The 25,945-nt window shown below is 61.5% G+C and carries 19 protein-coding genes; 10 read left to right on the top strand and 9 right to left on the bottom strand.

All coding sequences use genetic code 11. From position 1 onward, the window contains the following. Positions 1–2 precede the first annotated feature (2 nt). Positions 3–998 (bottom strand): catabolite repressor/activator, encoded by a 996-nt coding sequence (cra, locus tag DK871_RS09780; RefSeq protein WP_003188455.1) that lies wholly within the window; start codon positions 996–998, stop codon positions 3–5. Between the two features lie 284 nt (positions 999–1,282). Here cra and ptsP point away from each other — a divergent pair, with 284 nt between their 5' ends. From ptsP to DK871_RS09760, 4 genes are all read left to right on the top strand, one after another. After that, the gene (ptsP, locus tag DK871_RS09775; RefSeq protein ID WP_161904866.1) at positions 1,283–4,141 is read left to right on the top strand and encodes a phosphoenolpyruvate--protein phosphotransferase; all 2,859 of its coding nucleotides are present in this window, start codon (positions 1,283–1,285) and stop codon (positions 4,139–4,141) included. Beyond that, positions 4,142–5,062 (top strand): 1-phosphofructokinase, encoded by a 921-nt coding sequence (pfkB, locus tag DK871_RS09770; RefSeq protein ID WP_161904865.1) that lies wholly within the window; start codon positions 4,142–4,144, stop codon positions 5,060–5,062. It abuts the gene before it with no gap. 11 nt (positions 5,063–5,073) lie between these two features. After that, positions 5,074–6,783, top strand: coding sequence for a PTS fructose-like transporter subunit IIB (locus DK871_RS09765; protein WP_161904864.1), 1,710 nt, complete (start codon positions 5,074–5,076; stop codon positions 6,781–6,783). A gap of 182 nt (positions 6,784–6,965) precedes the next feature. Then, positions 6,966–8,507, top strand: coding sequence for an alkaline phosphatase (locus DK871_RS09760; RefSeq protein WP_161904863.1), 1,542 nt, complete (start codon positions 6,966–6,968; stop codon positions 8,505–8,507). Between the two features lie 137 nt (positions 8,508–8,644). On the opposite strand, the gene DK871_RS09755 is transcribed toward DK871_RS09760, so the two are convergent. Beyond that, entirely contained in the window at positions 8,645–11,170 is a 2,526-nt protein-coding gene (locus DK871_RS09755; protein WP_161904862.1) for a sulfite reductase flavoprotein subunit alpha, read from the bottom strand. A gap of 123 nt (positions 11,171–11,293) precedes the next feature. Next, the gene (locus DK871_RS09750) at positions 11,294–13,594 is read right to left on the bottom strand and encodes a TonB-dependent siderophore receptor (protein WP_161904861.1); all 2,301 of its coding nucleotides are present in this window, start codon (positions 13,592–13,594) and stop codon (positions 11,294–11,296) included. 205 nt (positions 13,595–13,799) lie between these two features. On the opposite strand from DK871_RS09750, the gene DK871_RS09745 reads away from it, so the two are divergent. The 4 genes from DK871_RS09745 (at position 13,800) to DK871_RS09730 (ending at position 15,926) form a co-directional block, all read left to right on the top strand. Beyond that, complete coding sequence (locus DK871_RS09745) at positions 13,800–14,480, top strand: Fe2+-dependent dioxygenase (RefSeq protein ID WP_161904860.1); 681 nt, start codon at positions 13,800–13,802, stop codon at positions 14,478–14,480. Positions 14,481–14,482: 2 nt separating this feature from the next. Next, entirely contained in the window at positions 14,483–15,241 is a 759-nt protein-coding gene (locus tag DK871_RS09740; RefSeq protein WP_161904859.1) for a tetratricopeptide repeat protein, read from the top strand. A 143-nt stretch (positions 15,242–15,384) separates the two neighbouring features. Further along, positions 15,385–15,651, top strand: a complete 267-nt coding sequence (locus tag DK871_RS09735; RefSeq protein WP_032893597.1) for a CopG family ribbon-helix-helix protein — start codon at positions 15,385–15,387, stop codon at positions 15,649–15,651. Continuing rightward, the gene (locus DK871_RS09730; RefSeq protein ID WP_080765562.1) at positions 15,651–15,926 is read left to right on the top strand and encodes a type II toxin-antitoxin system RelE/ParE family toxin; all 276 of its coding nucleotides are present in this window, start codon (positions 15,651–15,653) and stop codon (positions 15,924–15,926) included. Before DK871_RS09735 ends, DK871_RS09730 begins: the two co-directional genes overlap by 1 nt. A 66-nt stretch (positions 15,927–15,992) precedes the next feature. Here the strand turns inward: DK871_RS09730 and DK871_RS09725 are convergent, their stop codons facing one another. The 5 genes from DK871_RS09725 to DK871_RS09705 all read right to left on the bottom strand — a co-directional run bounded on the left by DK871_RS09725 (position 15,993) and on the right by DK871_RS09705 (position 21,051). After that, positions 15,993–17,156, bottom strand: a complete 1,164-nt coding sequence (locus tag DK871_RS09725) for a type III PLP-dependent enzyme (protein ID WP_014716890.1) — start codon at positions 17,154–17,156, stop codon at positions 15,993–15,995. 445 nt (positions 17,157–17,601) lie between these two features. Beyond that, a complete protein-coding gene (locus DK871_RS09720; RefSeq protein ID WP_003188471.1) occupies positions 17,602–18,759 on the bottom strand; it encodes a betaine/proline/choline family ABC transporter ATP-binding protein in 1,158 nt (385 codons plus the stop codon). Next, entirely contained in the window at positions 18,756–19,409 is a 654-nt protein-coding gene (locus DK871_RS09715) for an ABC transporter permease (RefSeq protein ID WP_003188473.1), read from the bottom strand. The genes DK871_RS09720 and DK871_RS09715 overlap by 4 nt, the downstream gene beginning before the upstream one ends. 12 nt (positions 19,410–19,421) lie before the next feature. Further along, positions 19,422–20,315 carry a glycine betaine ABC transporter substrate-binding protein gene (locus DK871_RS09710; RefSeq protein WP_003188474.1) on the bottom strand — a complete coding sequence of 298 codons (894 nt, stop codon included), beginning with the start codon at positions 20,313–20,315 and terminating at the stop codon, positions 19,422–19,424. A gap of 19 nt (positions 20,316–20,334) precedes the next feature. Continuing rightward, positions 20,335–21,051 carry an ABC transporter permease gene (locus DK871_RS09705; protein ID WP_003188475.1) on the bottom strand — a complete coding sequence of 239 codons (717 nt, stop codon included), beginning with the start codon at positions 21,049–21,051 and terminating at the stop codon, positions 20,335–20,337. A gap of 332 nt (positions 21,052–21,383) precedes the next feature. Between DK871_RS09705 and DK871_RS09700 the strand changes: the two genes are divergently transcribed. Together DK871_RS09700 and DK871_RS09695 are read left to right on the top strand one after the other, a co-directional pair. Further along, entirely contained in the window at positions 21,384–22,967 is a 1,584-nt protein-coding gene (locus DK871_RS09700; protein ID WP_020301283.1) for a peptide chain release factor 3, read from the top strand. Positions 22,968–23,246: 279 nt separating this feature from the next. Then, the gene (locus DK871_RS09695) at positions 23,247–23,507 is read left to right on the top strand and encodes a hypothetical protein (RefSeq protein ID WP_161904858.1); all 261 of its coding nucleotides are present in this window, start codon (positions 23,247–23,249) and stop codon (positions 23,505–23,507) included. Positions 23,508–23,587: 80 nt separating this feature from the next. Here DK871_RS09695 and DK871_RS09690 read toward each other — a convergent pair whose 3' ends face one another. Beyond that, entirely contained in the window at positions 23,588–25,846 is a 2,259-nt protein-coding gene (locus tag DK871_RS09690; RefSeq protein WP_161904857.1) for a TonB-dependent siderophore receptor, read from the bottom strand. Positions 25,847–25,945 lie beyond the last annotated feature (99 nt).

Genomic DNA, 25,945 nt, shown 5'->3' with positions numbered 1-25,945 from the left:
GCTCAGGCCTCGTGGATACGCTGCTTGAAGGTCCGGCCAATCGCATGCACGCCGGGTTGGTACTGTTCCTCTTCAATGGCGGCCAGGGCCAGGCGCAGGGCGGTTTCGGCAATCAACTGATGTTGCTGGGCCATGGCGTTGACCGGCAGCGGCAGGAAATCCAGCAACTGCGTATCGCCGAAGGTGCCCAGGCGCAGGGGCCGCGACTTGAGGGGGAAGTCATGCAGCGCGTCGAACACGCCTTGCAGCAGTACGTAGGAGGTGGTCACCAGCGCGTCCGGCAGATGCCCCAGGCGTTGCAGCAGTTGCTCCATCAGCTCTCGGCCGCAGTCACGACTGAAGGCTTCGCCCTGTTCGATGATCACGTCGCCCGTAAAGCCTTGCAGCGCATCACGGAAACCGGCGGTACGTGCCTGGCTGATGCTCAGCTCGGGCCGTGCGCCAATCAGTGCGATCTGCTTGGGCAACGGTTGCAGCAGGCTGCTGGTGAGTTGCTGGCAGGCCTGGTGGTCGTCGCTGACCACGGAGCAGAACTGGTTCGGCTCCATCTCCCGGTCGATGGCAATCACCGGCAGCCCCTTGGCCTGCAGCTCGCGATAGCTGTCATCGCTGGCCGGCAGGCAACTGGCGACGAACAACGCATCGCAACGCCTGGCACGGAACAGTTGCAGCAGTTGGCGTTCGCTGTCCGCTTCATCATCGGAGCTGGCGATCAGCAACTGGTAGCCCCGCGCCCGCGCACCCTGTTCAAGCAGTTTGGCGATGCGTGCGTAGCTGGGGTTTTCCAGGTCTGGCAGGATGAACCCCAAGGTACGCGTATGCCGGCTGCGCAGCCCGGCGGCTTGAGGGTTGGGGGTAAAGCCATGGGCCTGGACCACGGCACGCACACGCTCAACGGTTGCGTTGCTGATGCGCTGCTGTTCGGCCTTGCCATTGATGACATAGCTGGCGGTGGTAACGGACACACCGGCCAGACGTGCGATATCACTGAGTTTCAAACCGGGATTTCCTTGTTTTTTGGAGCTCGCCCCGACATTTTGTCCAATCGTAACCGATTCCAGCATTCGACCAATGTCCCACAGCAAGCGCCGAGTGGCCCTTCAAGCTTGTGCAATTAACGCGTAATCTGCCATAAATTCTAGATTAAACGTTTCAGCAAGCGTATTTTTACGATGTTCGCCGCTGAGTGATCACTGCCAATTGACCGCTCAGTCAGTTAATTTTGAACATATTTACCTACAACAATACCTAGTGCGCCCGTCGCACTAACTAGGAGAACGGCATGCTTGAGCTCACTGTAGAGCAGATATCCATGGGCCAGGTGGCTGTGGATAAATCTGCTGCCTTGCACCTGCTCGCTGACAAATTAGTGGCCGATGGCCTGGTTGCCGAAGGTTATCTCAGTGGCTTGCAAGCCCGTGAAGCCCAAGGTTCGACCTTTCTCGGCCAAGGCATTGCCATTCCCCATGGCACGCCAGAAACCCGCGACCAGGTGTTTTCCACCGGTGTGCGCCTGCTGCAGTTCCCCGAAGGGGTGGACTGGGGCGATGGCCAGATCGTTTACCTGGCGATTGGCATCGCGGCTAAATCCGATGAACACCTGCGTCTGCTGCAACTGCTCACCCGTGCGCTCGGTGAAACCGACCTGGGCCAGGCGCTGCGCCGTGCCAACAGTGCCGAAGCCCTGCTGAAACTGTTGCAAGGCGCGCCCCAGGAACTGGCGCTGGATGCGCAGATGATCAGCCTGGGCGTGTCGGCCGATGATTTTGAAGAATTGGTGTGGCGCGGCGCACGCCTGCTGCGCCAGGCCGACTGTGTGAGCAATGGCTTTGCCGCCGTGTTGCAGCAAGTCGACGCGCTGCCCCTGGGTGATGGCCTGTGGTGGCTGCACAGCGAGCAAACGGTCAAGCGTCCGGGTCTGGCCTTTGTGACGCCGGACAAACCCATGCGTTACCTCGGCCAGCCCTTGCACGGCCTGTTCTGCCTGGCGAGCCTCGGTGAAGCGCACCAAAGCCTGCTTGAACGCCTGTGTGCCTTGCTGATCGAAGGGCGCGGCCAGGAGTTGGGACGCGCCACCAGCAGCCGCGCGGTACTGGAAGTGCTGGGCGGTGAATTACCCCCGGACTGGCCCCGCGCCCGCATCACCCTGGCCAACGCCCACGGCCTGCATGCACGCCCGGCGAAGATCCTGGCGCAATTGGCGAAAAGTTTTGACGGCGATATCCGCGTGCGCATCGTCGATGGCGCGGTGGGCGCCGTGTCGGTCAAAAGCCTGAGCAAGTTGCTCAGCCTCGGCGCACGTCGTGGCCAGGTGCTGGAATTTGTGGCCGAGCCGACGGTGGCCGGTGATGCACTGCCCGCCCTCTTGGCCGCCGTGCAAGAGGGCCTTGGCGAAGAGGTCGAGCCCTTGCCTACGGTGAGTGCACAGCCAGCGCAGGTCGATATCGAACCCGTGCTCAGCGCGCCACTGAGCGGTAGCCAACTCCAGGCCATTGCCGCCGCGCCGGGTATCGCGATCGGCCCGGCCCATATTCAGGTGCCGCAGGTGTTCGATTACCCGTTGCGCGGTGAGTCTGCCGCCGCCGAACGCCAGCGCCTGCACACGGCCTTGAGCGACGTGCGCACGGATATCCAGGGCTTGATCGAGCGTAGCCAGGCCAAGGCCATCCGCGAGATTTTCATCACCCACCAGGAAATGCTCGACGACCCGGAACTGACCGACGAAGTCGACACCCGCCTCAAGCAAGGCGAAAGCGCCGAAGCCGCCTGGATGAGCGTGATCGAAGCCGCCGCCAAGCAGCAGGAAGCCTTGCAGGATGCCCTGCTGGCCGAGCGTGCTGCCGACTTGCGTGACATCGGCCGCCGCGTGCTGGCCCAGTTGTGCGGCGTCGAGAGCGTCCAGGAACCGAGTGAACCCTACATCCTGGTGATGGAAGAAGTCGGCCCTTCGGACGTGGCGCGCTTGGACCCGGCCCGCGTTGCCGGCATTCTCACCGCCCGGGGTGGCGCCACCGCCCACAGTGCCATCGTCGCCCGCGCCCTGGGCATTCCGGCCTTGGTCGGTGCTGGCGCTGCGGTATTACTGCTCAACGCCGGCACGCCACTGTTGCTCGATGGCCAGCGCGGTCGCCTGCATGTCGACCCTGACGCCGCCACTTTGCAACGGGCCACCGTAGAGCGCGACAGCCGCGAACAACGCTTGCAAGCCGCCTCGGCCCAACGCCATGAAGCGGCGCTGACCCGTGACGGCCACGCGGTGGAGGTGTTCGCCAACATTGGCGAAAGCGCCGGGGTGGCCAGTGCCGTGGAGCAGGGCGCCGAAGGTATCGGCCTGTTGCGCACCGAGCTGATTTTCATGGCCCACCCCCAAGCGCCGGACGAGGCCACCCAGGAGGTCGAATACCGTCGCGTACTCGACGGCCTCAATGGTCGCCCGTTGGTGGTGCGCACCCTGGATGTGGGCGGCGATAAACCTTTGCCCTATTGGCCGATCGCCGAAGAGGAAAACCCCTTCCTGGGTGTACGCGGTATTCGCCTGACGCTGCAGCGCCCGCAGATCATGGAAGCGCAACTGCGCGCACTGCTGCGTGCTGCGGATAACCGCCCGCTGCGCATCATGTTCCCCATGGTCGGCAGCGTGGATGAATGGCGCGCCGCCCGGGACATGACCGAGCGCCTGCGCCTGGAGATCCCGGTGGCGGACCTGCAACTGGGGATCATGATCGAAGTGCCTTCAGCCGCCTTGCTGGCGCCGGTGCTCGCCAAGGAAGTCGACTTCTTCAGCGTCGGCACCAACGACCTGACCCAGTACACCCTGGCCATCGACCGTGGCCACCCGACCCTGTCGGCCCAGGCCGATGGCCTGCACCCGGCAGTTTTGCAACTGATCGACATCACTGTGCGCGCCGCCCATGCCCACGGCAAATGGGTGGGCGTGTGCGGCGAGTTGGCGGCGGACCCGCTGGCGGTGCCGGTGCTGGTCGGCCTGGGTGTGGATGAGTTGAGCGTGTCGGCCCGCAGCATTCCCGAGGTGAAGGCGCGGGTTCGTGAATTCAGTCTGAGCGAGGCCCAGGGCCTGGCGCAACAAGCACTGGCGGTGGGTTCGCCCGCGCAAGTGCGTGCCCTAGTGGAGGCCGTGTAGATGGCGAATATTCTGACCCTGACGCTGAACCCGGCGTTGGACCTCACGGTACGCCTGGCGCACCTGCAACCCGGTGAGGTCAATCGCAGTGAAGCGATGCTCACCCACGCGGCGGGCAAGGGCGTGAATGTGGCGCAAGTGCTGGCGGACCTGGGCCATTACGTCAGCGTGGGCGGGTTCCTCGGCAGTGCCAATCCCCAGGCTTTCAATGCGCTGATCAAGCGCCGTGGGTTTGGCGATGCCTTCATCCGTGTTCCCGGCGAAACCCGCAGCAACATCAAGATTGCCGAACAGGATGGGCGGGTCACCGACATCAATGCACCGGGGCCGCTGGTGACTGAAGAGGCGCTAAAAGCGCTGCTTAAGATGGTCGCGATCATTGGCCCGGAGTTCGATGCGGTGGTGGTGGCCGGTAGCCTGCCGCGCGGCGTCAGCCCGCAGTGGTTTACAGGTCTGCTGGAGGCGTTGAAGGACCTCGGGTTGAAAGTCGCCCTGGACACCAGCGGTGAAGCGCTGCGCCTGGGGTTGGAGGTTGGCCCGTGGCTGGTCAAGCCCAATACCGAAGAGTTGGCCGAGGCCCTGGGTAGCGCCACCGACGCCATCAGCCGCCTGCATCAGCAAGGCGTCGAACATGTGGTGGTCTCCGACGGGGCCGCAGGCGTGACCTGGTACCGCCCAGGTGCGGCGCTGCACGCCACGCCGCCCAAAGTGGCAGTGGCCAGTACCGTGGGCGCCGGCGACTCGCTGCTGGCCGGGATGCTCCACGGTTTGCTCAGTGGCGACACGCCGGAGCACACCCTGCGCCGGGCCACGGCAATTGCCGCGATGGCGGTGACACAGATTGGTTTTGGCATCAGCGATGACGCGCAGTTGGCGCGTCTCGAAAGCGGCGTCGATGTGCGCACGCTGACAGAACAATAAGAGGGTTTGTGATGAAGTTAGCCATTGTTACCGCCTGCCCGAACGGCATGGTCACCAGTGTGCTGTGCGCCCGCTTGCTGGACGCCGCCGCCCAGCGCATGGGCTTGCACACCAGTGTGGAAGTCGTCGATGTGCAACGCCCGGAGCGCCAGTTGTCCCAGGCGACGATTGATGATGCCGAATGGGTGCTGCTGGTCAGCAGCACCCCGGTGGATATGCAGCGGTTTGTCGGCAAGCGTGTGTTCCAGAGCACGCCGGCCCAGGCGTTGGCGGATGTCGAAGGCGTGTTGCGCCGGGGCGCCGAAGGGGCCCAGGTGTATGTCGCCAACGACGCCCCGGTGGCGGCCAAGGCTGCGCCGCGTATCGTTGCGATTACCGCGTGTCCCACTGGCGTGGCCCACACATTCATGGCCGCCGAAGCCTTGCAGCAGACGGCCCAGCGCCTGGGTTATGACTTGCAGGTCGAGACCCAAGGCTCGGTGGGCGCCCGCACGCCGTTAAGCCCGCAAGCGATTGCCGATGCCGATGTGGTGTTGCTCGCGGCCGATATCGAAGTCGCCACCGAGCGTTTTGCCGGCAAGAAGATTTACCGCTGTGGCACCGGCATTGCCCTCAAGCAATCCGAAGCCATCCTCAACAAGGCCCTGGCCGAAGGCGCAGTGGAAAGCGCGGCCAGCGGTGCAGCGGCCAAGGCCGAGAAAACCGGCGTCTACAAACACCTGCTCACCGGCGTGTCGTACATGCTGCCGATGGTGGTGGCGGGGGGCTTGCTGATCGCCTTGTCGTTTGTATTTGGCATCCATGCCTTCGAACAGCCCGGCACCTTGGCGGCGGCGCTCAAATCCGTGGGTGACCAGGCGTTCCTATTGATGGTGCCGTTGCTGGCGGGCTACATCGCCTACTCGATTGCCGACCGTCCTGGCCTTGCGCCCGGCATGATCGGCGGGCTGCTGGCGGGCACGCTGGGGGCTGGGTTTATCGGCGGCATCCTCGCCGGTTTCGTCGCCGGGTATTGCGTCAAGCTGATCAGCCGGGCGGTGCAACTGCCCCAGAGCCTGGAAGCGCTCAAGCCGATCCTGATCATCCCGCTACTGGCGAGCCTGTTTACCGGCTTGGTGATGATCTACCTGGTGGGCCCACCGGTCGCCCGCTTGCTCACGGGCCTGACGGATTTCCTCAGCACCATGGGCACCACCAACGCGGTGCTGCTGGGCATTCTGCTCGGCGGCATGATGTGCGTGGACTTGGGCGGGCCGATCAACAAGGCGGCCTATGCGTTCTCGGTCGGCCTGCTGGCGGCCTCGAGCGGTGCGCCGATGGCGGCGACCATGGCCGCCGGCATGGTGCCGCCGATTGGCATGGGCATCGCCACGTTGCTGGCCCGGCGCAAGTTCGCCCAGACCGAGCGCGAGGCCGGCAAGGCGGCGATGATCCTGGGCCTGTGCTTTATCTCCGAAGGCGCGATTCCCTTCGCCGCCAAAGACCCGCTGCGCGTGATTCCGGCCAGCATCGCCGGTGGTGCGTTGACCGGTGCGCTGTCGATGTACTTCGGCTGCAAACTCGCCGCGCCCCATGGCGGCTTGTTTGTGTTGGTGATTCCGAATGCAATGAACCATGCGTTGTTGTACTTGTTGGCGATTGTGGCGGGCAGTGTGTTGACCGGCTTGGTGTATGCCCTGCTCAAGCGACCGGAAGCGGCCGAGCTGGCCGTGACTGCCTGACCAAGACCCTGTAGGAGCGAGCTTGCTCGCGAAGAACTCAAAGGCGCCGCGTTCATTCAGCAAGCCCGCGTGATCGTTGACGTTTTTCGCGAGCAAGCTCGCTCCCACAGTTGGCACCTGTCATCTGCGCTTCATCCCATCATGCTTAAGTGGCCCTTTTGATACTCAAGAGGGCATCCTGCATGAGCCACTTCGATCTCGGTCGCCGCCGTGTGATGCAAGCTGTGGGCGCTGGCCTGTTGTTGCCGGGCCTGGCGCCGGCGGTGATCGCTTCGGTGAAGGACCGACCGCAACTCACTGACGGCGTGCAGTCGGGCGACCTGCAGGGCGACCGCGCGATGATCTGGAGCCGCAGCGACCGCCCGGCGAAGATGGTGGTGGAGTGGGACACCCGCAGCGTGTTCAGCAACCCGCGCCGATTCGTCTCGCCCCTGGCTGACAGCCGCACCGACTTTACCGCCCGTGTCGAACTTACGGGGCTGCCGGTCGACCAGGCGATTTTCTACCGCGTGCATTTCGAAGACGCCCAGACCGGCATTGCCAGTGAACCCTGGTTTGGCCACTTGCGCAGCGTGCCGCAGCAGCGTCGCGATATCCGCTTTGTGTGGAGCGGCGACACCGTCGGCCAAGGCTTCGGCATCAACCCGGACATCGGTGGCATGCGCATCTATGAAGCCATGCGCTTGCGTCTGCCGGACTTTTTTATCCACAGCGGCGACACCATCTATGCCGACGGCCCGGTCCCCGCCCAGCTCACCACCGAAGGCGGGCGCATATGGCGCAACATCACCACCGAAGCCAAGAGCAAGGTCGCGGAAACCCTCGATGAATATCGCGGCAATTACCGCTACAACCTGCTGGATGAAAACGTGCGCCGCTTCAATGCCGAGGTGCCGCAGATCTGGCAGTGGGACGATCACGAGGTGATCAACAACTGGTCATCGAGCAAGCAGTTGGATGAGCGTTACCAGACCCGCGACATCAACACCCTGGTGGGGCGTGCCCGCCAGGCCTGGCTGGAATATTCACCCATGCGCCGACAGAGCGCCGACGCTGGCGGGCGCATTTATCGCAAGCTCAGTTATGGGCCGCTGCTGGATGTGTTTGTGTTGGATATGCGCAGCTATCGCGGGCCCAATGACGACAACCTGGGCGCTGAAAAGCCCTTCCTCGGGCGTGAACAGTTGGACTGGCTCAAGCGCGGGCTCAAGGCCTCGCAAGCGCAGTGGAAGGTGGTCGCTGCCGACATGCCCATCGGCCTGGGCGTGCCCGACGGGGAAGTCAGCCCCGGCGTGGCGCGTTGGGAAGCGATCGCCAATGGCGACCCTGGCCCGGCGCAAGGGCGTGAGCTGGAGATTGCCGAGCTATTACGGTTCCTGCATGTGAATAAGGTGCGCAACCATGTGTGGCTGACGGCTGATGTGCATTACTGTGCGGCGCATCACTACCACCCGGACCGCGCGGCGTTCCAGGATTTCGAACCGTTCTGGGAGTTTGTGGCGGGGCCTTTGAATGCGGGAAGCTTCGGGCCCAACCCACTGGATAAAACCTTTGGCCCGCACGTGGTGTTCCAGAAGGCGCCACCGGCACAGAACACCTCGCCGTTTGCGGGTTTCCAGTTTTTTGGTGAAGTGCAGATTGATGGGCAGACGGGAGAGTTGACGGTGATGCTGCGTGATCTCGATGGCGTCTCGGTGTTCGAGCAAAAGCTGCAACCGGCCTGATTGGAATGCGATCAAAACTGTAGGAGCGAGCTTGCTCGCGAAAAACTTAACGACGCCGCGTTATTCAGGAAGCCCGCGTTATCGTTGACGTTCTTCGCGAGCAAGCTCGCTCCTACAGAAGGCAGGTATTAGCAGGGTCAGTAGACATCCCGACGATAGCGGCCCTGTTCGATCAGGCGCTCCAGCGCCTCATTGCCCAGGATGTCTACCAGTGCCTGATCCACCCCCGTCGCCATCCCTTGCAAGCTGCCACATACATAAATCGCCGCGCCATCCGCCAGCCATTTACGCAGCACATCCGCTGATTCGCGCAAACGGTCCTGTACGTAGATCTTCTCCTCTTGATCACGGGAAAATGCGAGGTCCAGCAGGGCCAGGTCTCCACTGGCGAGCCAGCCTTGCAGTTCGTCCTGGCACAGGTAGTCGTGGGCGATATTGCGTTCGCCAAACAGCAGCCAGTTACGCTGCTGGCCGTCGGCAATGCGTGCTTTGAGCAAGCTGCGCAGGCCCGCAAGCCCGGTGCCGTTGCCCAGCAGAATCAGTGGCACAGGCGCGTCGGGCAAATGGAAGCCGCTGTTGCGTCGCAGGCGCAGGCTGATGGCCGAGCCGAGGGCGGCGTGTTCAGTCAGCCAGCCGGAGCCAAGCCCCAGGCTGCCGTCGGGGTGGCGCTCCTGGCGCACGATCAACTCCAGCACACCGTCGCTGGCAATTGAGGCGATGGAGTATTCGCGCATGCCCAGCGGTACCAACGCGTCCACCAGTGCCTGGGCGTGCAGGCCGACCAGGTGCGTGCGGTTGTCCGGCAGTTGGCGCGTGGCCAGGGCCTGATCAAGGGTGTGGGCCACGCCGTCAATCACCACGCTGTCGCTGCCGACCAAGCCCAGGCCGGCCAGGAAGTGTTCGATAGCCCACGGGCAATTGCGCGGCAGCACTTCCACCAGGTCGCCGGCCAGCCAGCTGTGCGCAGATGTGGACATGAGGCCCAGCAGGTAGACGGGCGAGCCGACACTGTCGGGGTTGAGCAGAGTGCGTTGGCTCAGGGTCCAGTTTTCGTACTGGGCCGTCGGCCAGGCCGCTGCCGGAGCATGCCCGGTGAGCTGGCCTAGCTGCTGCTGCCAGGTCTGCAGCGCCAGGGTGTCGCCGCTGTCGACTTCCACCGGGGCAAACAGCGGGGTACCGCCCTGGTTGGTCAGCCAGAAATGCAGGCGGCGGGCAAAGCCACAAAAATGTTCATACTGCCGGTCACCCAGGGCCAGCACCGAGTAGTTCAAGCCTTTGAGGGGCAGCGCCTGGCCGAGCACGCTGCGCTCGAAACCACGGGCGCTGTCGGGGGCTTCACCGTCGCCAAAGGTACTGACCACAAACAGCGCGTTCTGCGATTGGCTGAGGTCGTCGCGGCTGACACTGCCCAGGGGCTGCACCTTCACCGCCAGGCCCGCAGCCTGTAATTGCCCGGCCGTTTGCCAGGCCAGTTGTTCGGCAAAGCCGCTCTGGCTGGCGAAGCCGATCAGCCAGGCCGGCGCATCGCTGTGGTTGTCTGTCAGACCTTTGCGGGCATCGCGGACCTGGCGTTTTTTACGGCGTCGGTCCAGGTACAGCAGCCAGCCAGTGATGAAAAACAGCGGCATAAGCAGTGAGCTGACGGTGAGGATAATCCGCCCGGCCAGGCCGAAATAGCTGCCGGTGTGCAGCGCGTACACACTGGTCAGCAACTGCGCCTTGAGGCTTTTGCTGGCGTAGCGCTCGTGGGATTTGACCTCGCCGGTGGCCGGGTCCAGGTTGATCTGGTTCAGCGCACGGTCATGGGGCGATGAAGTGAGCAGGTAATACACGGTGGCCGTTTGCCCGGCGACCGCAGGCATCCGAATGTTGTAGGCGCTCAAGTCGGGGCCGGCGTTGCTGTAGATGCTGCTCCAGATCGCGTCGTAGTTGGCCACCGGAGCCGGGCCTGCGGGGGCTGGGCCGCGCTTGCGCATGCGCTCGTTTTGCGGCGCGTCCGACAGCAGTTGGGTCACGCCACGGTTGTACCAGTCGTAGGACCAATACAGCCCGGTCAGCGCCGCCAACAGATAAAACAGCAGGCACCAGGTGCCGAATACCGAGTGCAGGTCCCAATTGAAACTGCGGCCCTTTTTGCGCCAGTCCAGGGTCAGCCAGACACGCCAGCTTTTCACCTGGCGCGGCCAGCGCAGGTACAGGCCGGAGAGGCAGAAGAACAACAGGATCAGGGTGCAGGCGCCGGTGATGTTGCGCCCGGTGTCACCGATGGCGAGGAAGCGGTGCAGTTGCAGGATAAAGCCGAACAGATCCTGGCCGACCGCGTCGCCCATGTAGTCGCCGGTGTACGGGTCAAAGTAGCGCATCTGGCCACGGCGCTCGCCCGGTGGCGGGGTGAAGGACACGCGGCCGGCGTTGCCGCTTTCACGTTCTACCCATAGCATGGCCACGGTCTTGCCTTCGGCGGCTTCCAATTTGCGTACCAGTTCGGCGGGCGGCAGTACACCGGCCTCGCGTTTCTGCACGCTCAACACGGTGGGGTTGAGCGCCCGCAGGATCTCGTCCTGGAACGAGTACGCGGCCCCGGTGACCCCCATCAAGGCCAGCACCAGCCCGGCCGTGATGCCGAAGAACCAATGCAACTGGAACAGGGTTTTCTTCAACACGTCGGAGCGCCTCGCTTAGCTGGATATCTGATCACGGCGCGCATTATGCCGTGAGTTGCCGGGAAACACGCAAAAGCCCCACGCATCCGATGTGTGGGGCTTCTGGTTGAACCTTGACCGCTTTTAGAAGTGGAAGCTGGTGGTCAACAGCGCCGTACGACCGGCCGCCTGGTTGGCGAAGTGCGTGGAGAAAGCCTTGTCGTAGTAGGTCTTGTCGGTCAGGTTCTGCACGTTCAGTTGCAGGTCGACGTTCTTGGTCAGCTTGTAGCTGGCCATGGCGTCGTAGCGGGTGTAGGAGGGCACATACACCGTGTTGCCGACATCACCGTAAACCTCATCGACATAGAAGGCGCCGCCGCCGATGGTCAGCTTGGGCGTAACGTCGTAGGTGGTCCACAGGCTGAACGAGTTCTTTGGCGTGTTGGGCATCTGGTTGCCTTTGCTGGAGCCAGCACTCACCACACCGTTACGCCCGTTGAGGCCGGATTTGACCAGTTCGCTGTCCAGATAGCTGTAGCCCGCGAACACCTGCCATTGATCGGTGATTTTGCCGCTGGCGGACAACTCGATGCCGTCGACCTGGGATTCACCGGCGTTCTGGTAGGTGAGTGCATCCACCAGGATGCGGGTGTTTTTCTTCTCGGTGCGGAACACGGCTGCGGTCAGGGACAGGCGGTCGTGGAACAGGTCCCACTTGGTGCCCAGTTCGTAGTTGACGGTTTCTTCTGGCTGCAAGTCGCTGGTGGCGGCACCGGCAGACAGTGGGTTGCCGTCGGAACCTTCGCCTATCAGGCCACCGGCTGGCGTGGCCGATGTGGCGTACGAGGCGTAGATGCTGCCGTTCTCCACCGGCTTCCAGACCAGGCCGGCCTGCCAGTTGAAGAACTGACTGTCGTCCTTGATCTTGCTGCGGGCTTTTACCGTCGCGCTCGGCACTGCGTTGGTGTTGGCTTCGGTGTCAAAGGTGTCGTAGCGCAGGCCCACGTTCAGCAGCCATTTCGGATCGAGCTCGATGGTATCGAACACGTACGCGGCGCGGCTGGTGGCTTTGGTGTTGGTGCCCATATAGTTGCGCGCAATGCTGCCGTTCCAGGCGTCGTCCGGGTTCGGGTTGCTCAGCGACGTGCACTGGCCGCCCAGGCTGCCCTTGGCCGTTGTGCACACCGGGTTGGCGTTAGGGCTGACGGTGTAGCCGCTGACACGGGTTTCTTCGCCGGTAAATTCCAGGCCAGTGGAGTAAGTGTGCTTGAAGCCCAGGGCCTGGAAGCTGCCAAACAGGTCAGTCTGGTTGGTGGTTGTGGTCGTGGTGGAGACACGGCTGTTGGCGCGACGCCAGACGGTGCCGTAGCGGTTGACGTTGAACTTGCTGTCATCCGGCTGAGTGAGCACATAGTCCTGGCCGGTGCTGCCATGACGCAGGGTGTTCTTGAGCGTCATGTTGTCGTTCAGGTCGTGCTCGATGGAGAACGTGCTGATGTCGGCGCGGGTCTTGCGGAAGTCACGGCTTTTCAAACCGTAGAAGTTGTTGCTGTCGCCGCCGTCGTTGGGTTTGTCATGCGCGTGGGCCGTGGCGGTCGCTGAGCCATAGCCATACGGAATCCCCGAATCCGGCAGGTCATCACTTTCCATATGGTAATAGCTGAGGTTGACGCGGGTCGGTGTGCCCAGGCCGAAAGTAAGGGACGGCGCCACGCCCCAACGGTCGTAATTCACCGCGTCGCGACCCGCCACGTTTTGTTCATGGCTCATCAGGTTCAGGCGGAATGCCGCGCTGTCGTCCAGGAACTGGCGGTTCACGTCGAGCACGTAGCGGCGGGTCTGGTCGGAACCGTAGGTAAAGCCGCCGTTGGTGAAGTCACGCGCTTGAGGGGTCTTGCTCACCAGGTTGAGGCTGCCACCGGCCGAGCCACGGCCGCCGAAGGAAGAGTTCGGGCCTTTGCTGACTTCGATGGACTCGATGTCGAAGATCTCGCGGCTCTGGCCGCCGGTATCGCGCACGCCATCGAGGTAGGTATCGCCCTGGGCATCGAAACCACGGATGAACGGACGGTCGCCCTGGGGGTTGCCACCTTCACCGGCGCCGAAGGTGATACCCGGTACGGTGCGCAAGGCATCCTGCAACGAGGTGGCGGCGGTGTCCTTGAGCACCTGCTGCGGCACCACCGTGACCGAACGCGGCGTGTCCACCAGCGGCGCGGTGTACTTCTGCGACGAGGCTTTTTCCACCTGGTAGGAGGTGTTGTCCTGCTCTTGGCCGGTGATGTTGGTGGCGCCGAGGGAGATAGGGTTGCGCTCGCCTTTTGGCTCGGTATTTTCAGCCGCCTGCGCCAGGTGGGCGGCGGAGCCGGCACTCAGGGCAACGCCGATGGCCGAAGCCAGCATGCGTGGTGAACTGACCGGTATTTTTAGAATAGTGCGCGACATGACGTGTCCCTTCCCCAAGGATGTGAGGCCGCGGAATATAGGGCCAACAAGACTTTGTATCAATTGCGAGATATTGCTATTTGCATCAAATTTACATTCTTTACACTTTTTCTTTACGGAATTTGCCTTCTCGTTCGTCCCCGTGTTTTACAGAGAGGATAAGAATCAATACCATTGGCGCCTCTTTGATCGCAGGTATTGCCCCATGTTGCTGCACATTCCCGGCCTGTTCTCTCGCGAGGAGGTGCTGCGCATTCGCCAGGCCCTGGAAGAGACCGAATGGGCTGACGGCAAAATCACCGCCGGGCACCAGTCGGCCAAGGCCAAGCACAACCTGCAATTGCCCGAAGGCCACCCTCTGGCCAAGGAAATCGGTGCGGCGATGCTGGAACGGTTGTGGAGCAACCCGCTGTTCATGTCCGCTGCGCTGCCGCATAAAGTCTTCCCACCATTGCTCAACTGCTACACCGCAGGCGGCAGTTTCGACTTTCATATCGATAACGCCGTGCGCCAACCCAAAGGCAGCCATGAGCGCGTGCGCACCGACCTTTCGTCCACGCTGTTCTTCAGCGACCCCGACGACTACGACGGTGGCGAACTGGAAATCCAGGACACGTTCGGCCTGCAGCGGATCAAGCTCCCCGCCGGCGACATGGTGCTGTACCCCGGCTCCAGCCTGCACAAGGTCAACGCGGTGACCCGTGGAGCGCGCTATGCCTCGTTCTTCTGGACCCAAAGCCTGGTGCGCGAAGACAGCCAGCGCACCTTGCTGTTCGAGATGGACGGCGCGATCCAGCAATTGACCCGCGATGTGCCCGACCACCCGGCGCTGATCCAGCTCACCGGCACCTACCACAACCTGTTGCGCCGCTGGGTCGAGGTCTGAGCATGGGCTTTTTATTGCGCCGCGAAGAAGTGCTCAACGTCGAGCAATTACAAAGCATGCTCGATGATTCCCCGGTGCGCGCCGCCCAGGCCATCCTGATCGCCGCCAAGGCAGGGGTGGTCGATGCCCAGGCCCTGCTCGGGCAAATCTTGCTGCAAGGGCGCGGCATCGAGCGCGATGAGGCCCTGGCACTGCGCTGGTTCCAGATTGCCGCGCAGGGCGGGCACCTGATGGCGCGCAATATGATCGGGCGTTGCCGGGAGCATGGCTGGGGCTGCGCCGTCGATGAAGCCGCAGCCGCGCGGGAATATCGCCTGGCGGCACACGCCGGGTTGGATTGGGGGCAGTACAACTACGCCAACCTCTTGGCTACCGGTCGCGGCATTGAGCAAGACCAGGCCCAAGCGCTGACGCTTTATCGCCAGGCCGCAGTGCAGGGCCACGCCAAGTCGATGAACCTGCTGGGGCGTTATCTGGAAGACGGCCAGTATTGCCCCAGGGATCTAGAGACAGCCGTTGAATGGTACCGACGCTCCGCCGAAGCCGGGGATTTTCGGGGGCAGTTCAGCTATGCAGCGGTGCTGGCGGACAGAGGGAAGATCGACGCTGCGCTGGAATGGCTGCGCAAGGCGTTGGCGGCTGGGAATTTCAAATTCCTGCGAACGGCGCACAAGGCGCTGGCACTGGCCAATGACCCGCAGATTCGCGCCATGGCCGAGGCTTATCAAGGGCACGCGGACCAATTGGAGAAAACGCTGTAGGAACCCGTTTCTACACATTCACGTGTTCCGGTTTGTCGATGAACGGCAAGGATCGAAGGTTGAAGCTCTGGCTTAAGTCACTATGATTAAGCTCGAATCATTTTTAATCGCCTGCTTGTCATTTATCCGCAGAGAGAGTTTTCATGGGTGCCGAAACCAAAGTAATGACAGCTCATATTCCCACTGCCCTTGCTCAGAAAGTTGACCAGATGGCCGCGCGAATGGATCGCTCACGCGGATGGGTGGTGAAACAGGCCCTCGCTGATTGGGTCGATCAAGAAGAAGAGCGCAGCCGGCTGACGCTTGAGGCTATGGCAGATGTAGATGCGGGGCGCGTGATCGATCACCAGGCAGTGCAGGCCTGGGCAGATAGCCTGAGCACCGATTCGCCGCTACCGGTACCGCGCTGATGGAGCTGAGGTGGACAAGTAAAGCCTTATCCGACCTGGCTCGATTATATGACTTCCTCTCTGTTGTAAACCGCGAAGCTGCCGCCCGCATCGTGCAGTCACTGTCTCAAGCGCCCGACACGCTGCTCGATAATCCGCGCATCGGTGAGAGAATTGAAGAGTTTTCACCGCGCGACGTAAGAAGACTTTTAGTCGGCCATTACGAAATGCGCTACGAAATTCAACAGTCGACACTCTACATTCTACGGTTATGGCACGTTCGCGAAGATCGCTGAGGGCGCGTACCACAGACAGAAAAAAGCCCATGAAACGTCATGGGCTTTTTAGTTATAACCGTCTTATTACACGTAAAACGACTTCAACGGCGGGAACCCGTTGAACTCAACCGCGCTGTAGCTGGTGGTGTAGGCACCGGTCGACAACCAGTACAGACGATCACCAATGGCCAGGTTCAGTGGCAGGCCGTACTTGTAGTTTTCGTACATGATATCGGCGCTGTCGCAGGTCGGGCCGGCGATGACCACTTCTTCCATCTCGCCTTTCTTCTCGGTCCAGATCGGGAACTTGATGGCTTCGTCCATGGTTTCGATCAGGCCGGAGAACTTGCCCACATCCGTGTACACCCAACGCTCGACGGCGGTACGCGACTTGCGCGCCACCAGTACCACTTCGCTGACCAGGATGCCGGCGTTGGCGATCAGCGAACGACCAGGCTCCAGGATGATTTCCGGCAGGTCGTCACCGAAGTCTTCCTTGAGGAAACGGATGATTTCTTCAGCGTAGGTTTCCAGGCTGTTGGTGCGGGTGATGTAGTTGGCCGGAAAGCCGCCGCCCATGTTGATCAGCTTCAGGTGAATGCCGTCTTCTTCTTTCAGGCGTTCGAAGATCACCTTGACCTTGGCGATGGCCGCGTCCCACACGCTGATGTCGCGCTGTTGCGAGCCAACGTGGAACGAGATGCCGTAAGGCACCAGGCCCAGGTCGCGGGCGAGGATCAGCAGGTCCATGGCCATGTCGGTCTGGCAACCGAATTTGCGCGACAGCGGCCAGTCAGCAGTGGTCGAGCCTTCGGTGAGGATGCGCACATACACTTTCGAACCCGGCGCGGCCTTGGCGATGTTGCGCAGGTCGGCTTCGGAGTCGGTGGAGAACAGGCGCACGCCCTTCTCATAGAAGTAGCGGATGTCCTTGGATTTTTTGATGGTGTTGCCGTAGCTGATGCGGTCGGCGCTGACGCCGCGGTCCATGACCTTGTCCAGCTCGTAGATCGAAGCGATGTCGAAGCTCGAGCCTTTGTCTTTCAACAGGTCGATGATCTCGACGGCCGGGTTGGCCTTGACGGCGTAATACACCTTGGCGAATTCGAAACCGGCGCGCAGGTCATCGTAGGCCTGGCTGATCATCGCGGTGTCGATCACCACGAACGGGGTTTCTTGCTTGTCGGCGAACGCCTTCATTTTGTCAAAAGTGGCGCGCGCGAAATAATCTTCGACGTTGATCGACATGCTGGGAACTCCTAAGGGCAAACTGAAATTAGCAATGGGTGCAAATGAACGTCCTCCGTATCCCCACTTTGGTTCGCCTACTTCCCAAGGCATGTCGCCGAAAGCAAAAAGGCCACGGGGTAAGTTGCCCTTGGCCTTGCTGTCTCGTCGTCAGTACTTGAGCCGGATGGATCGTTTCCAGCATGGACGTTCGGCGCGAACTTTAGGGCTTGGCGGGCGTGGGATCAACTAAAAATGTCGCGTTTTTGCACGCGTTCGTCGCGCGGCCACGTGCAGCTACTTATGTAACCGACCGGTGTGACGGATTGATGTTCCCCGGATGGGGCCAATCAGATGGATTTGCGGTGTATTCATCGCAGGCAAGCCAGCTCCCACAGGGGAATGCATTCCAACATGAGAACGCAGTTCAAAATGTGGGAGCTGGCTCGCCTGCGATAGCGATCTATCAGGCCAAAGCAGTTTCGGCAGGGGAAACGATGCTGGTCTTGCCCCCACGGGACTTACCAGAACTCAGGTACTCGGCAATCGACTCCTGGGTCACTTCCCCAAGGAACACCCGCTCCGCATCCATCACCGGCAACCACGAGCGGTTGAACTCGTACATACGCGACAGCAGGATGCGCAAATGCTCGTCATACGCCGCCGTGGCGTTGAACTCGCGCAGGTACTGGCCGCAGGTGCCTGCCTGGCGGTGCAGATCGCGGCGGCGAACATAGCCCAACGCCTTGTTCTCGGCGCAGGTGACCACCACGTAGCGGCGGTCATGCTCGTCCATCAGCTCCAGGGCATCGGCCACCGGGGTTTCCGGGCTCACCGACGGGGCGTTGTCCGCCGCGTCTTCTGCTTTCACCAGCAGCAGGCGCTTGAGGGTGCTGTCCTGGCCCACGAAGTTGCTGACGAACTCGTCGGCCGGGTGCGCCAGCAGCGTGTCCGGGTGGTCGATCTGCAGCAGCTTGCCGGCACGGAAGATGGCGATCTTGTCGCCCAGTTTGATGGCTTCGTCGATGTCGTGGCTGACCATGATCACGGTCTTGTTCAGCGCCCGCTGCATCTCGAAGAACTCGTTCTGGATCATCTCGCGGTTGATCGGGTCGACCGCGCCGAACGGCTCATCCATCAGCAGCAGCGGCGCATCCGCCGCCAGGGCACGGATCACACCGATGCGCTGTTGCTGGCCACCGGACAGTTCACGCGGGTAGCGATGCAGGTACTGCTTGGGCTCCAGCTTGATCATGCTCATCAGTTCGCGGGCGCGGTCGTGGCATTTTTGCTTGTCCCAACCGAGCAGCTTGGGCACCACCACGATGTTTTCCTCGATGGTCATGTTGGGAAACAGGCCGATCTGCTGGATCACGTAGCCGATGTTGCGACGCAGGGTCACCTCGTCGAGGTCGGTGGTGTCTTCGCCGTTGATCAAAATCTTGCCCGAGGTGGGCTTGATCAGGCGGTTGATCATTTTCAGCGTGGTGCTCTTGCCGCAGCCCGAGGGCCCCAGGAATACGCAGATCTCGCCTTCGTTGACGGTCAGGCTTACATCGTTGACGGCGGTGACAGTCTTGCCGTTGCTTTGAAAAGTCTTGGACAGGTTTTGAAGTTCGATCATTTGAGCAATCCTTTTGGAGTCAGCGAGCGTTGCAGCCATTGCAGAAGCAGGTCGGCGAAGATGGCCAGAAGGCTGACCAGCACGGCGCCGACGATCAGCATCGACATGTCGCTGCGGCTGATGGAAGCCAGAATCAGTACACCCAGGCCACCGGCGCCGATGGTGGCGGCGATGGTCATCACACCGATGTTCATCACCACGGCGGTGCGTACGCCAGCGAGAATCACCGGCACCGCAATCGGCAGTTCGACCATGCGCAGGCGCTGGCCAAAGGTCATGCCGATGCCGCGTGCGGCTTCGCGAATGCCTGGCTCTACGCCGGTCAGCGCGAGGTAGGTGTTACGCATGATCGGCAGCAGGGAGTAGAGGAATACGGCCGTGATCGCCGGCATTGGCCCCAGGCCCTGGCCGAACTTGGAGTAGAACGGCAGCAGCAGGCCGAACAGGGCAATGGAGGGCACCGTCAGCAGCACCGTGGCACTCGCTTGCAGGGGACCTGCCAGGGTCGGAAAGCGCGTCATCAGAATGCCCAGGGGCACGCCGATAAAGATCGCGAGGATCACGGCGATGCCGACTAGGGTGATGTGCTGCCAGGTCAAGTGCAGGACTTGGGCCCAATCAAGATGGGAAAAGGCGTTCAAAAATTCCATGTCTTCTCCTTTTTAGTTGATTGGATGTTGGCGCAGGAAATCGGCGGCAACGGCGGACGGGCTTTCATGGTCGACGTCGACCCGTGCATTGAGCTGACGCATGGTTTCATCGTCGAACAGATTGGCCAAAGGCTTGAGCTCGGCAGCCAGTTGCGGGTGTTTGTCGAGGTATTCCTGGCGGATCACCGGGGCTGCGGTGTAGTCGGGGAAGTAGTGTTTGTCGTCTTCCAGCAGCTTCAACTTAAAGGCGTTGAGGCGCCCGTCGGTGGTGTAGACCAAACCGGCGAATACCTGGCCGTTACGCAGCGCGGTGTAGACCAGGCCGGCGTCCATCTGCCGGGTGTTCTTGCGCGTCAGGTTCATGTCGTACAGCTTGACCATGCCGGCCAGGCCATCGGAGCGGTTGGCGAACTCGGTGTCCAGGGCGACCAGGCGATGCTCTTTGGTCTCCTGGGCCATGGCTTGGGTGAGGTCGCTGATGCTGTTGATCTCGGGATGTTCCTGCGCGACTTTCTCCGGCAGTGCCAGGGCGTAGGTGTTGCTGAAGCGCGACGGCGACAGCCAGACCAGGCCTTTTTTTGCGTCGAGTTCCTTGACCCGTGCGTAGGACTGTTCGCTGTCGAGTTTCTCGTCGATATGGTTGTAGGCCACCAGCGACACGCCGGTGTATTCCCAGATCAGGTCCAGTTGCCCGCTTTCCTGGGCACTGCGCGCCAGGTTGCTGCCCAGGCCGCCGGTCACGCGGGCGTCGTAGCCCTTGGTGCGCAGGTACTGGGAGGTGATTTCGGCGAGCAGGGTCTGCTCGGTAAACACCCGGGCGCCGATGCGGATCACGGGTTTTTCGGCGGCTTGTGCAATACCTGCAAGCAGCAGGACGCAGCCTAATATCAAGCTCAGTTTTTTCATGTGAATTCCTTTACCGGGCTTAAGACGGGCGCAACCCGCGTTCCAGCCAGAGGCGGCTGGCCATGGTCACCAGGCCATCAAGCAGCAATGCCAGCAGCGCGGTACACGCGGCGCCGAGCAACAGTTGCGGCTGGTTGTTCAGGGCGATGCCGGGGAATATCAGGCTGCCCAGGCTGTTGGCGCCAATCAGGAAGGCCAGCGGCGCGGTGCCGACGTTGATCGCCAGGGCCACGCGCACACCGCCGATGATGATCGGCACGGCGTTGGGCAGCTCCACGCGAAACAGCACCTGGCGCGGGGTCATGCCGATGCCAGTGGCGGCTTCTTTCAGGGAGCCCTGAACGTTTTTCAGGCCTTCGTAGGTGTTGCGCACGATGGGCAGGAGCGAGGCGAGGAACAGCGCGAAGATGGCCGGGCCGCTGCCGATGCCGAGGACGCCGAGGGCGATGGCCAGTACGGCCAGGGGAGGGACGGTGTTGCCGATGTTGAAGATTTGCATGAAACGTTCTGCGCGCCCGACCATATTGGGTCGGCTGAGCAGGATACCGGCGGGGATGCCCACAATCAGGGCTGCCAGCATGGAGACTAGGACGAGAATCAGGTGAGCTTGCAGGTAAAACAACAAATCGTCGCGGTACAGTTCGATCGTGTTGATGCCGATCCAGTGGACCAGCAGGGCCAGGAGAGCGACGACAACCACTGCTCCTATCAGCCCTTTGCCATAGCGAATAGCCACAGGCGGACTCCTTTTTTTCTTCTGTCGGCGAACACATTTCCGAGCGGCAGGGCCATGGCTGGCTGCCTTGGAATGGGTTCGCGAAAAGCAACTCGCCGATACTGGCAATGCAGTATGCGATCGAGCCATGAGCGCAGCCTCGTCAGGCTAACTTGCTGATTTTTCAGCCCCTGTTCCGAGTGCGATAGCAGGGGAGTGGACGTCTCTACCTTTTAAAAGGTTCCACACTTGGGCGCATTTAGCCACCCCCAATGGGCTCAACGGTGGTCCGTACCCTCGCGTTTGCGCTATACTCGCCGCCCTTTTTTGACTCACCTGCCAGGCGATTTCCCATGACCCACCAGGCCGCCGAAGTCGCGAAACGCCGCACTTTCGCCATTATTTCCCACCCCGATGCCGGTAAAACCACCATCACCGAAAAGCTGTTGCTGATGGGCAAGGCAATCACGGTGGCCGGCACGGTGAAATCGCGCAAATCCGACCGCCATGCCACCTCTGACTGGATGGAAATGGAAAAGCAACGGGGTATTTCCATTACCACGTCGGTCATGCAGTTCCCGTATCGCGAGCACATGATCAACCTGCTCGACACTCCGGGGCACGAAGACTTCTCCGAAGACACCTACCGCACCCTCACCGCGGTGGACTCGGCGCTGATGGTCCTTGACGGCGGTAAAGGCGTCGAGCCACGTACCATCGCGCTGATGGACGTGTGCCGTCTGCGTGACACGCCGATTGTCAGCTTCATCAACAAACTCGACCGCGATATCCGCGACCCCATCGAGCTGCTGGATGAAATCGAAGCCGTCCTGAAGATCAAGGCCGCGCCGATCACCTGGCCGATTGGTTGCTACCGCGACTTCAAAGGCGTTTACCACCTGGCCGACGACTACATCATTGTCTACACCGCTGGCCACGGTCATGAACGCACCGAAACCAAGATCATCGAGAAGCTCGACTCCGATGAAGCCCGCGCCCACCTGGGTGACGAGTACGACCGTTTCGTCGACCAGCTGGAACTGGTGCAGGGTGCCTGCCATGAGTTCAACCAGCAGGAATTCCTCGACGGCCAACTGACGCCGGTGTTCTTCGGTACCGCGCTGGGCAACTTCGGTGTCGACCACGTGCTCGACGCTGTAGTGGACTGGGCGCCAAAACCCCTGGCCCGCGTTGCCAATGAACGCACCGTAGAGCCGGTCGAAGAGAAATTCACGGGCTTTGTGTTCAAGATCCAGGCGAACATGGACCCCAAGCACCGCGACCGTATCGCCTTCATGCGTATCTGCTCCGGCAAATACGAAAAAGGCATGAAGATGCGCCACGTGCGCACCGGCAAGGACGTACGCATCGGCGACGCCCTGACGTTCTTCTCCTCCGAGCGTGAACAGCTGGAAGAGGCGTTTGCCGGCGATATCATCGGTTTGCACAACCACGGCACCATCCAGATCGGCGACACCTTCACCGAAGGCGAAGCGCTTGGCTTTACCGGTATCCCGCACTTTGCCCCGGAACTGTTCCGCCGCGTGCGCCTGCGTGACCCGCTCAAGTCCAAGCAACTGCGCCAAGGCTTGCAGCAATTGGCCGAAGAGGGCGCCACCCAAGTGTTCTTCCCCGAGCGCAGCAACGACATCATCCTCGGCGCCGTGGGCGTGCTGCAGTTCGACGTGGTCGCCAGCCGCTTGAAAGAGGAATACAAGGTGGAGTGCTCCTATGAGCCGATCACCGTGTATTCGGCGCGCTGGATTGATTGCAGCGATAAGAAGAAGTTGGAAGAGTTCTCCAACAAGGCTGTGGAAAACCTGGCGATCGACGGCGGTGGTCACCTGACCTACCTGGCACCGACGCGGGTGAACCTGGCGCTGATGGAAGAGCGTTGGCCGGATGTGAAATTCCGTGCGACCCGCGAACACCATTAAGGTTTGAGCGGTTCAGAGAAGGGCGAAGCTGTGATGGCTTCGCCCTTTTTTATGGTCGCCCAAAGGCTAAGTGTGGGAGCGGGCTTGCTCGCGAAGGCGGTGGATCAGCCGACGCATCTGTTGAATGACGCCCCGCATTCGCAAGCAAGCCCGCTCCCACAGTTAATCTCGATTTGACCAGAAATTGGCGCAAACCCTTGATCAGAACTAGCTTCAAAGACTGGCGATGGTAATGGGTCTGTCGCGTGGGCTTTACCTACTGACTGGACGGAATCGATCATGAGTATTTTTCAACGAATAGTGCTGTTGATGAAAGTGCTGGTGCTGTTGTCGTTGGGGATGTCGACGGCCTGGGCGCATAACCCGGTGCAGAGCGCAGCGGTGGTGACGAGTGGCCAGGCATCGCACTTGCAGTTGGCCAAGTCCGAAGCCGAACCAGGCGATCAAGGCCAGGGCGGCAGCGAGGGTGATGATGACTCTACTACCAACGACACTGACAGCGACGACGCAGACGAAGGCGAAGGCGATAGCCAGACGTAGGCTCGCCAAGGGATAGCGCTTCAAACAACCAATGCCTTGGATAGGGTTCTCCAAGGCATTTTTATTGGTCGCCCCTTTCCTCAGAACGATGTGGTCACCGACGCGAAGTAAGCCCGACCCGGCTCATTGTAGGTCTGCGCCCCCGCATCGTCCGCGTTGCCTTTGCGCGACAGGCGCTTGTCCAGCAGGTTGTTGATGCCCACCCGCACGCTCAGGTTCTTGCTGAATTCGTAACCACTGCTCAGGCCCATCAACCCGTACGGATCGACATCCTGCTGGGCGCTGCGGTCATAGCTGTTGGCGCTGCGTGAGTTGAGTGTCGGCGCTTCCTGCTTGCCGTAATAGGTGCCGCTGACCTGGAATGACAGCTTGTCAGTGGCTTGCCAGTCCAGCGTGGTATTGACGGTGTACTTGGGGATGATGCTCAAGGGCTCGCCAGTGTCTTTGTCCTTGGAGTCGATCATGTAGGTCAGGTTGGTGTTCCAGTCCAAGTCATCGCGCAGGCTGATGAACAGGTTACCTTCAACGCCCTGTACCAAGGCTGGGCCGCTGTTTTCCCACTCCAATACACGTCGGCCGTTGCCCAGACGGAACGCCGCCTCGTTACTGGCGTTGATCTTGTTCTTGTAGTCATTACGGAAATACGTCGCACTGGTGCGCCAGGTGCCCTTGTCGAAAGCCAGGCCAATCTCCTTGTTGACGCTGATTTCCGGCTTCAGGTCGCGGTTGCCCACCAGGTAGCAACCGCCCATGTTGGCTTCGCTGGCGTTGCAGCCATTGCCCCGGCTGTACAGTAGATAGTTCGGGTTGGACTGGTACAGGTTGGGGGTTTTGTAGGCGCGGGCGATGCCGCCCTTGATGCTCAGTTCATCGGTCAACTGGTGCGAGGCGTTGAAGCTGGGGCTCCAGTTGCCGCCGTATTCCTCATGATCATCGAAGCGCAAGCCAGGCGTGATCACGGTCTTGCTGCCCAGCTCGATGTTGTCCTCGGCAAACAAGGCGTAGCTTGAAGCGGTGGTCTTGGTGCTGTTGCGGCTGACGCCCGGGATGGCGGGGACGCCGCCGGTGCCTGGGTCGTAAGTTTGCGGGCGCAAAGAGCCTGGGTCGTTCATCGATTCGTAGAGGTATTCGCTGCCCAGGGTCAGCACCTGTTCGGCACCGAGGCTCAGGGGCAGGTTGACCTCAGCGGTGGCCCGGGTATTGCGCAAGCGCGACTCGAAACGACCTGCACTGGCGGAGGGTGCGCCTTCGCCGGAACCGGCCAGGCCTTCGTTGAGGCGCTCGTTGCGGGTCAGGTCGTGGGTCAGCGTGGCAAGGGTCGAGCCCCAGTCGAATTCGCCGCGATGGGTGGCAGAAAAGCTGCTGCGTTGAATCACACTGGTTTCCTTGCCCACCAGGCTTTCCACGAACGCGCCACCGCCGTTGAGCATGGTATCGCCGGCGAAAATATTGCCCTGGCGGCTGTAGCTGGCTTCCAGGTCGAGGGTTTGCTCGGGGGTGAACTGCCAGCTCAGCAAGCCATTCACGTCTTTATTGCGCACGCCTTCGCGGCCGGCTACCAACGAGTCCGGCGTCGCTTGCGCTGCGCGGTTGATGTCGGCGTCATCGGCGTCCGTCTTGTTCAGGCCGCCATAGACGCGGAACGCCAGGGTGTCGGTCAATGGGCCGCTGAGGTTGAAGTTGGTGCGCTTGCTCGCGCCTTCGGCATCGTTTTCGGGGAAGGCGGTGTAGGCGGTCAGCGAGCCGTGCAGTTGGTCGGTGGGGCGTTTGGTGATGATGTTGATGACACCGCCCATGGCACCGGAGCCATAACGGGCGGCGGCCGGGCCGCGCAGGATTTCAATGCGTTCGACTTCTTCGGCCGGTACCCAGTTGGTTTCGCCACGGGTATCACGGTCGCCGCTCCAGCCATAACGCACGGCGTTGCGGGAGGTGGACGGCTTGCCATCGATCAGGATCAGGGTGTTTTCCGGGCCCATGCCGCGCAGGTCGATCTGGCGGTTATTGCCACGGCTGCCGCTGGAACTGTTGCCGGTCAGGTTCACACCCGGCTCGCGGCGGATGATCTCCGACAGATCGTTAGTGGGCGGGCGTTTCTTGATGTCTTCGGCGGTGATGATCGACACGCCGGGCGCTTGCTTGAGTTCTTCGGCGGCGGTGCCCAGTACACGTGTCTCGCCCAGCACCAGGGCTTGGGGCGTGCCATCCACAGGCAGGTCTGTCGCTTGGATCGGCACTTTGTCGCGCTCTTTTTCCACACTCTGCGCCAGTAGCGCGGGGGACGAAAGGGTAGCGATAAACGCCAGCGAGAGATGGCTGAGCCTGAATTGAGACGACATGTCCACAAAGTCCTTTAGGAGGGGCGATTGAACGAGAGGCGTCTGAATTTTTTTCGTGCATCCAGCGCTCTCCGTGCGCCGTAATGGTATTGATTCTCA

Origin of the sequence: Pseudomonas sp. L13, assembly GCF_009935965.1 — a bacterium.
Lineage (GTDB): Bacteria > Pseudomonadota > Gammaproteobacteria > Pseudomonadales > Pseudomonadaceae > Aquipseudomonas > Aquipseudomonas lactis.
The sequence above is the reverse complement of the archived record's forward strand: the minus strand, read 5'-3'. Positions and strand labels throughout refer to the sequence as shown.